At 58.5% G+C, this 12,839-nt stretch carries 12 protein-coding genes; 1 reads left to right on the forward strand and 11 read right to left on the reverse strand.

All coding sequences use genetic code 11. The annotated features are described in order from the left end of the window. Positions 1–12 precede the first annotated feature (12 nt). The 8 genes from Q0894_RS02685 to Q0894_RS02720 form a co-directional block, all read right to left on the reverse strand. A complete protein-coding gene (locus Q0894_RS02685) occupies positions 13–636 on the reverse strand; it encodes a formyltransferase family protein (RefSeq protein WP_299231242.1) in 624 nt (207 codons plus the stop codon). Between the two features lie 99 nt (positions 637–735). Continuing rightward, a complete protein-coding gene (locus Q0894_RS02690) occupies positions 736–1,527 on the reverse strand; it encodes a phytanoyl-CoA dioxygenase family protein (protein WP_299231244.1) in 792 nt (263 codons plus the stop codon). 308 nt (positions 1,528–1,835) lie between these two features. Further along, on the reverse strand, positions 1,836–2,891 hold the full coding sequence (locus Q0894_RS02695) for an O-antigen ligase family protein (RefSeq protein WP_299231246.1): 1,056 nt from the start codon (positions 2,889–2,891) through the stop codon (positions 1,836–1,838). A 161-nt stretch (positions 2,892–3,052) separates the two neighbouring features. After that, entirely contained in the window at positions 3,053–4,141 is a 1,089-nt protein-coding gene (locus tag Q0894_RS02700; protein WP_299231248.1) for an ATP-grasp domain-containing protein, read from the reverse strand. Next, complete coding sequence (locus Q0894_RS02705) at positions 4,113–5,402, reverse strand: alanine racemase (RefSeq protein WP_299231250.1); 1,290 nt, start codon at positions 5,400–5,402, stop codon at positions 4,113–4,115. Before Q0894_RS02705 ends, Q0894_RS02700 begins: the two co-directional genes overlap by 29 nt. A gap of 70 nt (positions 5,403–5,472) precedes the next feature. Then, the gene (locus tag Q0894_RS02710) at positions 5,473–6,081 is read right to left on the reverse strand and encodes a GNAT family N-acetyltransferase (protein ID WP_299231252.1); all 609 of its coding nucleotides are present in this window, start codon (positions 6,079–6,081) and stop codon (positions 5,473–5,475) included. A 322-nt stretch (positions 6,082–6,403) separates the two neighbouring features. Then, positions 6,404–7,540 carry a glycosyltransferase family 4 protein gene (locus Q0894_RS02715; protein ID WP_299231254.1) on the reverse strand — a complete coding sequence of 379 codons (1,137 nt, stop codon included), beginning with the start codon at positions 7,538–7,540 and terminating at the stop codon, positions 6,404–6,406. A 177-nt stretch (positions 7,541–7,717) separates the two neighbouring features. Beyond that, positions 7,718–9,064 (reverse strand): O-antigen ligase family protein, encoded by a 1,347-nt coding sequence (locus Q0894_RS02720; protein ID WP_299231256.1) that lies wholly within the window; start codon positions 9,062–9,064, stop codon positions 7,718–7,720. A gap of 264 nt (positions 9,065–9,328) precedes the next feature. Between Q0894_RS02720 and Q0894_RS02725 the strand changes: the two genes are divergently transcribed. Continuing rightward, the gene (locus tag Q0894_RS02725; protein WP_299231258.1) at positions 9,329–9,700 is read left to right on the forward strand and encodes a hypothetical protein; all 372 of its coding nucleotides are present in this window, start codon (positions 9,329–9,331) and stop codon (positions 9,698–9,700) included. 125 nt (positions 9,701–9,825) lie between these two features. On the opposite strand, the gene Q0894_RS02730 is transcribed toward Q0894_RS02725, so the two are convergent. The 3 genes from Q0894_RS02730 to Q0894_RS02740 form a co-directional block, all read right to left on the reverse strand. Continuing rightward, positions 9,826–10,833, reverse strand: coding sequence for a hypothetical protein (locus tag Q0894_RS02730; protein ID WP_299231260.1), 1,008 nt, complete (start codon positions 10,831–10,833; stop codon positions 9,826–9,828). Positions 10,834–10,955: 122 nt separating this feature from the next. Continuing rightward, positions 10,956–11,510 carry a hypothetical protein gene (locus Q0894_RS02735; RefSeq protein ID WP_299231262.1) on the reverse strand — a complete coding sequence of 185 codons (555 nt, stop codon included), beginning with the start codon at positions 11,508–11,510 and terminating at the stop codon, positions 10,956–10,958. Between the two features lie 262 nt (positions 11,511–11,772). Beyond that, the gene (locus Q0894_RS02740; RefSeq protein WP_299231264.1) at positions 11,773–12,609 is read right to left on the reverse strand and encodes a CsgG/HfaB family protein; all 837 of its coding nucleotides are present in this window, start codon (positions 12,607–12,609) and stop codon (positions 11,773–11,775) included. Positions 12,610–12,839 lie beyond the last annotated feature (230 nt).

The following is a 12,839-nucleotide window of genomic DNA, read 5'->3' on the forward strand; positions in this document are numbered from 1 at the left end:
CAGCTTCATCCACTAATCGAGGTTAGGAGAAAACTCCGACAGCTCGTAACGAGCTCCGGCAACGCGGCCTTGCGGATCCACGCGCCCTGCAGCGAACCAGGCGACGACCTGAACGAACATTCGGCACATCTGCAGGAAAACCCTCTCGCGGTTCTCCTCATCGGTAAGCTCAGGGTCATAGGGCCTGGCCGCCTGGAGGATCGGCCTGCCGGTATCCATCCCTTCATCCACGAAGTGAGTGGTAGCCCCGATAAACTTGCAGCCAGCCTTGAGCGTATCGCCGAATCCATCCAGGCCGGGGCAGGCAGGCAGGATAGCGGGATGAAAATTGATGATACGTCCCCGGTATTTCTGGAGGAACAGGCCAGAGAGCAACCTGGAGTACGACGAGATGAAGAGGTCTACCTCGGGCTTGTCCAGGAAATAGTCATAGAGGGCATCCGAGAACTCGCTGCCGGTGCGGCATGGCAATACTTCAACGGCGATACCATGTCGCCTGGCGACCTCCACGGCACCGCACTCGCGGTCGCACACCACGAGGGCGATATGCTGCCTGCAGGCATCCACCTTGAGTGCCTGGTCAAGCACACTGCCGCCAGAAGACGCCAGCACCACCATGTTTCTGCTCTTTGTCATGTCACACCAGCCCGGGAGATTTCGTATTTACCCTGAATCCAGGTTCTAAAGCGCTGAGGGTACTCCAGGAATCCAGTACTTCAGCCAAGGGGCTGAACATCATCCCTGGCCCTTCTGATAAAAGCGATGCTCATCGGGCTGATACCATTCGTCCAGGCTAACCGGCACCCGGCTGTTGTAGCCCAGTAGCTGCCGGGTCAAAGGCGACAGGGTTCGACCATGCTCCTCTCCCAGCATGCGTGCGTAATCCACCTGCGGCTTTATGAAGGGCCGGGTAAACCCGCTGGTCAGGGCGACACGAGTATCCTCAGTCCGGTTGTGTCCACCGCGATGCCAAAGATAGGAGTTGAAGAACACGACGGAACCCGCGGGTCCGGTGATCGGGACATGATTGGCCTCGAACTCCTCATCGCTGGGCCTCGTCTCCGTCAGGTGAGAACCCGGCAGGATCTGAGTGGCACCATTCTCGACGGTAAAGTCATCGAGCATCACGATCATGTTGAGGCGAGCATTGTAGCCGGGGATGTAGGTACCGATATCACGATGTATGTTGTGCAGGTAATTGCGCTTGCGGGCATAACCTGCCGTGGGCGTACTGCAGCTCAGGATGTACGGCTTATTATCGAAGTAGTGTGCGATGTAGTCGTGGAACAGATGCATGTCATAGAACCTATCGAGGCTGTCGTTGCCACCGATCGTCTGATGCGCCGTTCCATCACCTGACTCGCTCAACCCTCTCGCTACCTGATACTGCTCACAGATATCGATCCACTTGAATACGTCAGCCTTCATCTCGGCGACCAGATCATTGTCTATCGCCTTCTCGAAGATCACCCACCCCGCTTCCTTCATCTGGTGGTCATACTCGGTCATCGCCATTTCAGTATACATTTCTCGACACCCCACTCTCGATTCCCCCGTCACTGTGCACGGCTCCCTGTGCACGGCTCCCTGTGCCCAATGATGACTAAACAGCCCGACGTTCAAGCTCTAAGCCTTGAGTCCAAGCCCTGGGCTCAAGTCCAGAGTTCTACAACCTGAAATCAAGCAATAAGCCCAGCCGAGCGATAGCAGATCCAAGGAATCCATGCGCAATGTTAACTTTTGATTTCTCAATGTTACACAATGTGTCGAGACCAATCCTGCATTATTTTTCTCATCTCCCAATACCTAGAGCACTCACACTTGAAACACTTGATCTACGTATCCGCCACACAGTAGAGACCCCACAGCACGCACAGCCACCCCGTGTACAGGGTCACGCCCACCGGATAGAACATGAAGCTGTAGCTCAGTCCGAAGCCGAAGCTTCCCACCACCAGCAGCAAGGCACAGGTCGCCAGCGCCTTCTGCCGGGGACAAGGGTCATCGAGTCCTGACCAGAACAGCGCCGCCGGCACCACATAGAGCATCAGCAGTGCGAGCACACCCAACAGGCCACGGCGCACCCAGGCATCCAGAATATCGTTGTGGGCATGGGCATATTCCGCCACCTTGGGGTCGATCAGCCCTTCCGTACCCAGGCGCTCGAGTTCTGTTCGCGCTCCCCGCGAGCCCCAGCCATAGACTGGCCGTTCGGCGATCAGCATGACCGCGCCGCGCCAGATCTCGACCCGCCCCCCGTGCTCCACGCCTCTTTCACCTTGAAGGTAGCGCTGTGCATGTTCGACTCCCCCGGCGATCCTCTGCTGCACCCCGGTCTGGGGCACCATGATGACGATAACGACAGCCAGGACTCCCACTGCCACTACAGACAGCACCTGGATCACTTTGAAGCCCCTGCCATAGACCCACCACAGCACGACCACCAGGGCCGGCAGGGTCACCCACCCCCCTCGGGTACCCGACAGTATCGACCCCAGCAGCCCCCCGATGGCCCCCGCCAGCAGTGCTACCACCCAGAACGACGAACGACGATGGCCCCAGGCCCAGCCCAGGCCGGCAAGACAAAATACCGCCAGTATCAGACTGAAGTTGCCAAAGAGGATCGCGTTCAGAGACCCCGCCCCCTCGGAGCGCACCTCATCCCAGACAACGCGTTGCCACAGACTGGAGACACCACTCGCCACACCACCGGTCAAGACACCGGCCCATAACCACGCCGTTGAAGGGGGGAAAAGCAGAAGAACCAGTAGCATGGGTGCCATCAGCATGGTGGGCCAAACCAGGTTGAATGCCTGCAGCGTCTCACCATGCCAGCTCGCACCCAGCAGCCATGCGAAGGCAAACAGGGCCGCAACAACCGGCAGGATCATGGGCAACACGTTGTCCCAGAGCCGGCCCCCTGCCCAGCCACACACCGGTATCGCCATGCACAGCAGGATAATGAAGACCAGGTAGCTGCCGGAAAATGTGAGCGCAAGCGCACCCGCTGACCATACGGCCAAACCAGACCAGGACCGCATCATCCTGCCCCTTAGTGGCTCATGCCAACCGCTATGGGTAGATATATTTCCACCGCAGGATCTGGCAGATGGACGACATCGGCCTGTCTATTGATCTGTGCCACGTCTACCAGACGATCGCACTTCGCCGTGCTCACGCCGGCGCGCAGGTCACACCAGCTGGAAGCGGGCTCCTGCCCCCGGGCCCAGGCGATCAGCGCCCCCGGCACATCGGCACCCGCTTCGGCACTGAAGGGGTATCCCCCACCAAAGCGAGGATTGAGTTCCAGCAGGTAGGCCTGCTGGCCATCGAAAAAGAGGTCGCAATCGAGGTTGCCCACATGCCCCAACGCCCACCCCAGGCGCTGCCCCACGGCCTCGAGCACGGGGTGAGACTCGGTAATGGCACGCTCGGTCTCACCGGCACGCATCGACAGCTTGCGCTTGACGAAGGTGCTGCGATAGCGGCCCGACAGATCATTGACCACATCGAGGCCATACTCCTGCCCTGGAAGCACAGACTGAATGATCAACCCGCTGTCGGCGGCGGTGCCCTGGCGCAGCCCCAGGCCCGGAAAGCGATGCTGACTCCAGCGCCAGGCCAGTTCCAGCGTTTCACGATCCTCAACCCGCTCGACCCCGAGAGAGGCGCTCCCCCAACGCGGCTTGATGATCAAGGGAAACTGGACCTCGTTGGCCTCGAGGGCCGCCAGGGCTGCCTCCAGACTCAGATAAGTCTTAGGAGCAAGCAGCCCGATCCGTTCGGCAAAGCGAGCCGTGGCCAGCTTGTCGGCGGCGAGTTCGATCACCTCAGGGCAAGAGACCAGCACCCGGGTACCAATAGCGGCAAAGCGCTCCTGCTCCCGGGCCAACAGCGGCAACTCATGATCGTTCAGGGGTACCAACAGGGTGATCTGCCTGGTTGCACACAGGTCCAGCAATTCATCGATATAGCCCGGATCATCGACCCGCGGTAGGATGACCGCCTCATCGGCCTCCTGCAGCGCAGTCGCATAGGGGGAGCAGTCTGCCGCTACCAGCCGACCGGCGTTTCCCAGGGCATGACGGAAGTAGGCGATCAGATAATTGCGTCTACCCGCACAGGTGAAGAGAATGTTCATGGTCGGCAGTATCCTTGTTATCAACTGGCGGGAACGCCTGCAACGCCTCGATCGGCTGCTGATAGCTGGCGAGAATGGTCTCCTCTCCATCGGCACGCTTGAGGACGCGCCCCTGCAGGTCGACGACCCCACAGGCCGGCACGATAAAGGGTGGGGTATAGTTCAATGAGTAGGCGCCGCGGCTCTCGGCCAACACGAAGTCACCAGGCTGCAGGTTCGCCATGAACTCCTCGCAGATCACGTCATGTTCCATGCAGGTGTGACCCACCAACTTGAATGAATGCCGCGGGCCCTCCTGATCAGACCGTGGTGTAACGACCTGCAGCAGCGGCGCCACGCTCGAACGCGTCGGGTTGACGGCGTTGATACTGGTATCCAGCAACGCCTGCCAGCCGTCACGACGCTGGCGCACCTCCATCACCCGCGCGGCCAGGCGCATGGTATTGGCCACCATCGAGACCCCAGGCTCAACCACCAGCCGTGTCACCGCCGAGGGCCGGTGGTGCACGAATGCCTCGCCGATGGCGTCGGCATAGTCGTCCAGGGAGGGCACCGGGAACGAAAACTGTGAGCGCAGGCTGGCTGGCATTTCACCGAGCAAGCCACCACCGATATTAATAGTCTCGATGGGGTGATCCGGGAGCAGGCGACGGGCCACCTCGCACAGCCGGCGAACACGCCGAACTGGATCCTCCACTCCCAGGGCACGGCATGTGGCATGACAGTGCAGCGCCACCACCTCGACCCCTGGCAGGACATCCAGGAGGGCCAGAGCCCTCTCGAGCTCACCGTTTTCTACATCGAAACCAAATCGGCTTGTCAACTGCGATGACGGGAAGTTGAGACGCAGGCCGACGCGAACCCTGGGTACTTGTGCGACAAGACGCGCGAGAGCCTCGAGCTCGGCGAACGAGTCCAGATTGACCTGACTGCCCGACTCGAGGGCGAGACGCAGATCCGCGTCTCGCTTGATCGGACCGTTATAGATGATGCGCTCGGCCGGCAGGATGCGGCGCGCCACGTCATATTCAAAGCGTGACACCACCTCTACCTGGCCCTGCATGTCCGCCACACAGGCAACAATGGCCGGCATATAGTTGGCCTTGAGGGCATAGGCGACATCGGTACCGGGCCAGTGACGCCGGAGACGCCCCCGTAGACCCAGATAGTTGCGCCGGAAGGCCGCTTCGTCGAAGAGGTAAAAGCTGTCGCCGACCTCTCGTGCGATCTCGTTTAGAAATGCATGCTCGACCATCGTCATATCACTCTTGATCCGCACGGGAGAAACGGCTTGTCGAAATTTTCGACGCTTGCATCGCACCGCCTATCTTTCATCGACCAGCACACCTGGCCGAATAATGTCGTGGTTCTGCCGAGAGAGACCCTGCCGCTAGAGAGAAAGCGCCTGTCAGATCCAGACGCATTTCAAGTTCATGGCCATGCCGGCCCGACTCACGAAAGCCTTGACGCAAGTAGAAACGAATTGCCTGCCAATCTTTGTGGCGAACACGAAGCGTTAGGGAGCCAAAGCCCTTTGCCACCGCTGCTGCTGCCGTCGCTTCCAGCAGAGGCCGAACCATGCCACGTCGACGAATCTCTGGCGCCAGCAGGAATAGCGTGATGAAAGCACTTGGCTGACCGGGATCATCGGTATAAAAAGCGCAGAACCCTACCAGACAGCCGTCAACGGTAATCACCGCAATCTCGGCGTGCTCCAGAACTTCGTTGAGGTATGCATCGAGATCGGCAGCTTGCATCCACTCACCTTCACCCTGCTGACGCGCCTGCTCTTCGTGAGTCAAACGACGCAAGGCGTCGGCATAGAGCGCATGCTCTCGGGGAGCCAGCACCCTGACACTGAAAGCGGGTGAAGCGGCACGCGCGCGCAGACTTCCTGGCACGGCTCGAAGGAAGGGCGTTGAGCTAAGCTTGAGGGTCATTCGCAACTCCGGCGGCTATAACGTGGCAACTGCCTATGTGACTAATTGTTACATTTCACACGGAGCCGTGCCGCCGGATATTTTTACTCAATTTCAGGAGGGTGGGTCAGTCGATATAACAAGTGAAAAACCAGGTTTTTCATACACAATGTTACACGACCTCCTTCGCCTCGGATCGCCGCACCTCCCTGGCGCAGTCGACGCACTGATATCGCCGCTCGGCCCTGACCAATCGCAGCCACCAGGGTGATTTGACCTTGTATAGCCCGAAGCTATGGCAGTAAGGACATTGAAGTTTCATCAGCACTCCAGCCCGGAGGGATCAACCCGCCCAACACTCGACATCAACATCGCTTAACAACCCAAGGGCGGCCGTTACCACGAGGCGCTCATCGAACTCCTGCTCGATTCGTTTCCTGGCCGCACTACCCGCCTGCTGCAGCCGCTCCGGCGACATGGCTAGACACTCGCGCATGCGCAGAGCCAGAGAGTCTGCGCATCGCACCTCACACAACCAACCTGTCTCCCCCGCCACCACGGATTGGCGGCAGCCAGGCACATCGGAAACGATGGCCGGGCGCCCCATGGCGGCCGCCTCCAGCACGGTTCTCGGCATGCCTTCACGGTAAGAAGGCAGCACCAGCACCTGGGCCTGCTTGATCCACGGGCGCACATCCTGCTGCTCGCCCTGATACTCCACAACGCCAGCGGCCTGCCAGGCATACACCTCAGCGGCATCGATTGCGGTTCGATTGCTGGCCCCCAGCGGCCCGATAAGCAGGAAGCGGGTATCAGGATGCTCGGCCTTCACCCGCTCGGCGGCCTGAACGTATTCGCGCACCCCCTTGTCGCCCAATAGCCGAGCAATCATCACGAAGGTAAATGGTCGCCGCGACGGTAGTGGCGAGAAGGCGAAGCGCACGCTATCCACCCCCGAACCCGGCAGTACCATGGTCGGAGTCTCATCCAGAAGGCCATGGGCCATGAACAGGGCATGGTCTTCATGATTCTGGAAGAAGACGCGTCGGGCGCCGCGGTTGGCGAAACCGTAGAGCCAACGCACCCGGCGAAACAGCCAGCTATCGTGGAGAAAGGCGGTGCCCAGCCCGGATACGTTGTTGGCGTAGGGAATGCCCAGCAGTCGGCAGGCCAGTCCCGAGTAGATATTTGCCTTGACCGTGAAGTTGAACACGAAGACCGGATTCGCCTTCCTCAAGGCAGCAACGAGCGCCACCAGACTTCTGCCCTCCCCCAGCATCCGAGTATTCTTGCCTTCCATGGCCAGGGGCCAGTGCTCTACTCCCAGCTCCTCCACCAGGCGGTAAGTGTAATCATCAAACGGTGCCAAACCGATGACTCGATAACCGGCGTCGCGCAGGCCTAACAAGGTGCCACGGCGGAAATTGTAGAGGTACCAGGAGCTATTGGATACCAGGACCACCGACCCTTTATGCTGCATATCACGCTCCCGGCATTTCAAATCATCTGGCTGATGGCTTGACGGAGCAAGCGTCAACTTGACATTAGTTACGCATTATTACACTGCTAGCCGAGTCCTGTTTCCTGATTTTTCTCATCGAGCTCGAACCACAGGGGGACAAATCACAGGGGGACAAATCACGGGAGGACAAAGCAGTTAGCCGTTTAGTCCCAGAGAAGGCACGGCGGTCTCGACATCCGACGGCGTTTTTTCGCGATCGCGCGTTCTGGAACTCGACCGGACCGGTGCATGCCGATAGAACGTCCAAATCACCACCAGCCAGACGCCATAGAGCATCACCCCCACCGCATAGGCCATGAAGCTGTAGGTCAGGCCAAAGTCGATAAAAGCCACAGGCAACAGCAGGCCCGACACCGCAAGGGCCCGGTGCCCCGGGTCGGAGTGGCTCAATCCCGAACGGAACAGCCAAAGCGGCAACACATAGAGAGCGAGCAGCAATACCAGCCCGGGAAGACCATATTTCACCCAGGCATCGAGGAGATCATTGTGTGCATGGCGGTGCGAGGCCACCGTCTCGGCGAGTTCTCCCAACTCGGCCATCGCGACCATTCGTGAATGATAAGTCTCGGCACCATGCCCCAACAGAGGCGCCTCGAGAATCAGCCGACCCGTCCCGCGCCACATCTCAAAACGGGTAGATACCGACACGGTATCCGTAGCCTCTCCTTCCAGATAGTGCGTCACTTCATCCACCGCCTGGGAGATCCGCTGCTGCACCCCCGTCTGCGGCACGAGATACAGCCCCGCCATCAATACGGCGACGGCCAGCCATAGCGAGACCTTTTGGCCCCCCGACAACCTGCTGATAAAGCCACGATGGAAGACCAGCAGAATCAGCGGCATGGCGATCCAGCCCCCGCGTGTCCCCGACAGCACCGACGCCATCACCCCGCCAATGGCTCCCGCCAGCAACACCAGCAGCCACACCGGTCGACGAGGGCGTGAGATCGCCCAGGCCACGCCGGCCAAGCAGAACATGCCGGTCAGCAGGCTGATGTTGCCGAACAGAATGGCATGCAGCGGATCATGTCCGCTGGCTCGGCTCACCCCAAGCTCCAGGCGCTGCCACAACGACCAGGCACCGGTCAGCATGCCACCCAGCGCTACCCCACCCCAGAATGCAGAAATCGAGGGAAGCCAGGTGTGCAGGGCAACCATGGCCAGCAGCACGGCGCCGATCGCCAATACCCGTGGCGCCACCTTGAGCAGGTCATCATGCACCCCCGCCATGATCACCAATCCCAGGGCAACCAGCAGCAGCACAATCGCCAGCCCCCAGCCACGGTCACCGAAGTCTCGCGGCTGGTGCTGCGATGGCCATAACCGTCGCAGTGCAGCGAACACACCGAGCAGTGCAAGCCACAACGGGCCCAACCAGTATCCTCCCGGCAACAGTACCGGCAACACCATGGTGGCCACCACACCGGCCCAGGTCAGGCCCACCATCGGCCCCTTGTCGCTGCCCTCACGCTTTGCCGACATGCGATTCACACTGTTTCTTCCCATCGCCGTACCGTACCCCTTCGTCATGCGCTACCTCATCATGTCGGCCCCCAAGACCTTGCCGAAGGCCCGGACAGGCAGCGACCCGCTACCATTTAGATAAATATAGTAACAATATGATACCATGCTGACTCTTTCTACCCGAAAGCATGACAAAAACCATGCCAAAAGACATGCTAAAAGCCGTGCCAAAGACCATGCAGTAAGTATGAGGCAAAGCCAATTTGCCTGGAGGACGCAGCAATGAAACTCATCGCATGCCTGACCCTGGCCACCCTGGTGGTGGCTCCCTATCAGATCGCATCAAGCAACGATCCATCCAGTAGCGGCCAATTTAACAACGACCACGGATACAACATGATACAGCTAGATATCACAGGGGATGCAGGCACAAGGTTCCATGGCGGCGCCACGCTCTATGCTGAGGGAGACGCGCACTACCACGAGCTCGACGGAATCGTGCCCATTCAACTGACGTTTCAGGGGGAAGGTATCGACTTGGAACTCACTCAGGTCAACGAGGGTAACCTCAATATCGAACTACTCAAGAATGGAAACCGCAGCAGCTCCCGCGTCAGCGGTCTAGGAAGTCGCGTACAGCTCTCCGTTCGATGACTTACGAAAACGTTATTACAACCATGAATTCAAACAATAGCGACGGATTGACTACTGGCACACACCATACAAGAAACCGGCCTCGCAAGAGGCCGGTTCGCTGTCATCGTAACGCCAGTGGCGATTTACTGAACGATCGAGGCGTTGTTGAAACTGCCGGTCTGGGTGGTGGTAGCAACGTTATTGCTGCCGGTCTGAACATGCGAGGCTGTGTTCAGGAAGCCACCAGACTGGGTGATGCTGGACATGTTGTTGACGCCGCTCTGTGCCACCGAGGCGTCATCGAACCAGCCGGACTGATTGACGTTGGAGGTGTTGTACCAGCCAGACTGGCTGATATCGGCGTCATTGTAGTAACCGGACTGCTCGACGTAGGACTCGTTCAACACCCCATACTGGGAGACGAGAGCATAGTCACCGGTACCGGTCTGGTCGACATCGGCATAGTTAAGGCTGCCCGTCTGCCGCACATCGACATCGTTGAAGGAGCCGCCCTGATCCACATCGGTGATGTTGTGGAAACCGGCCTGCTCGATATCACCGTTGCCACCAAAACCGGTCTGGGAGACATTGGCGACGTTCAGGCCACCGAACCGACGACCATTCTCTTGATCGATGTTGACATCGTTGTTGGAGCCGGTCTGACTCACATTGGCAATCTGGCGATAGCCCGACTGTTTGATATTGGTGTCATTGGAGCGGTTTGTCTGCAGCACAGTGGCGCTGTGGCGATAACCATCCTGCTTGACCAGTGACACGTTGCTCCGGCCATACTGGTCCACGGTGGCCATGTTGCTCCTGCCGTTCTGCACCACGGTAGAGTCGTTGTGCGCTCCCCACTGAGTCACATTGACAGTGTTATTACGGCCATCCTGCTCACTCACCGACTCGTTACCCCAGCCATACTGGAAGTGAGTCGCATTCTGGCCATCACCCGCCTGGACCACTGCGGCATCGTTCCCCCCAAGAATCTGAGTCACGCTGGCATCGTGGTTGCCGCCAGACCGCTGGTCAACCCGTGCATCGTTACCCCAGCCAGTCTGACCGACCTCGGCAGTATTATTGTCGCTTGCAACGGCATAGCCACTAGACATGGCGACGGCGGCGGCCAGCAGAGTCATCTTGATTTTCATGATCGATCCCCTTACGTTTTGCCCTGGCACAGCGATAATTGTTAGCATTTACCAGGCCTATTTATGAAGTCATCTTTAATAAGTCGACTTCACTGAATCAGGTAACCCACCCATGCTCTTGATTAGTGCTGGATCACCTGAATGGCTGCCTTACCACGCGAGAACTGTGTCACTTCCACAGGTGTCCCTCGTGAGGCGTTAAGCTGCATGACATCCACACTACCGCGGACGCCAGTTTGAACAATGTGAGCTTCCTTTCCATATCCGTTCTGAACCAGATTGGCCTCGTGGCCCTGGCCATACTGGGCAATGGAGCCTTCAAGATAGCCGCCCGACTGCAGCATTCTGGCGTCGTGCCCCGCACCACTCTGCATTACGAGTGCGCGGTTAACGCGACCATCCTGGATAATCTGCGATTCATTGTTACTACCCGACTGCTGAATTCGGCTAACATTGCCGAAGCCGGACTGCTCCGTTATCGCAACACTACCGGTGGAGTAGGCCGAGTCTGGCGTGGCGAGCTCGGACGTCTGATGCACATCCAGGGCCGAAGCCGATACGGCCCCCCCCAAGGTTGCCAGACAGGCAAGACCCAAAAGTGACCTGCGAAACGCCGGATATACGTCGGCGCAGTGCAAGGAGGGAGTCGCCAGTAATTGAGTCGCCGTGAAGGTCATGATGGTGTGTCCTGCCTGCTCGTTAAGCTTGTTACAAGTATTTACACAAACCAGACACACAGCAATCATATGTTTACATTAATTTAAATGACTAAAACTCTCACCCTCATTTCTTGTCGCTTATTAGATAAACCAACAACCGAAGTCAAAAGTCTGATTTTTCACCATTTTTTGTAAAAAATGCTCACCAAAAAGGTTCATCACAAAAAAACCGGCCTCAAAGGGCCGGCTTGGTGTGATGCGGTAAGATCACGATAAAGCGCTACAGCATGGGAACAGGCGCATCTCGATAAGCGGAAAACACCTCATGATCGATATCGGCAGGGTTCTGTAGCGCCCACAGGCCTCGGTCGACCCCCTGGGTGACAAGGTGAATGACGGCCGACTCGATCGCCGACATCACGGCCATCTGCACAGGCTCGTTATGGGTGTAGCCGGCCTCGGCCTCGAGTAGCCGCTGGAAGCTGATGAAGCGATAAACACCGGCCCTGATCTCGTGGGAATAGATGGTCTTGCTGGTCGTCACGTTACCCAGCACCTCACCCGTCGCGATATCCACGGCGCGCAGGTTAACCGTTACCTGATCCACCTGATATTCGCCCGAGGCGCCGATGCCAAAGTATTCGGCACCCAGGCCCCCGGTCTTCATATTGGAGTCGTAGGCGATGATGCCGCCTTCCAGCAGAACGCGGGCGGCGTTCAGCGACGACAGCTCATTCTCCCTGCCGATGCGCTCCAGATTGGCCCTGATAATTCGCCGCTCGGTGAGCAGGTTCTGAAGGCCGACACGTTCGAGGGGCACGAACCAACCCGATTCCGCCAACGCGGAGCTCAACATCGCCGCCCCCCCCTGGGTCACGGCCGTCGAGAACGTGCTCGCGGGTGATGGGCGATACTGACCTGTCTGGTCACGGAAGTCATAAACGGCGGCCAATACCGGTGCCGTGGGTTTTGGCAGCTGGGTCAGATCCTTGTAGGTCTCTGTACGCGGTGTCAGAGTGGCCGGCGCCCCCTCCAGGTGATCGTAGGATGTCACCACGCTGGCGCAGCCGCTAAGGGTCAAGAACCCTGCAGTCACTAGGGTCGTGATCAATTTCATTCTTCTGCTCCCTGTCCCTTTTTTCTTTATCATCCAGGCGGCTTATTCATCCGAGCTGCCCAGTGTTCGATCAGAACTGACCTGTGGGTTGGCCAAAATTGACTGTTGTCTGTTCGCCGGTCCTGCGATCCAGAATATTCATCACGAAGCCACCTGAAGTGGCCCCCGAAATTCGGACCAGGCGCTAAGCTCTGATCAGACCGACCAGGAGACCCTGATCATGAGCAAGA

It is taken from the genome of uncultured Halomonas sp. (assembly GCF_947501415.1).
Lineage (GTDB): Bacteria > Pseudomonadota > Gammaproteobacteria > Pseudomonadales > Halomonadaceae > Halomonas.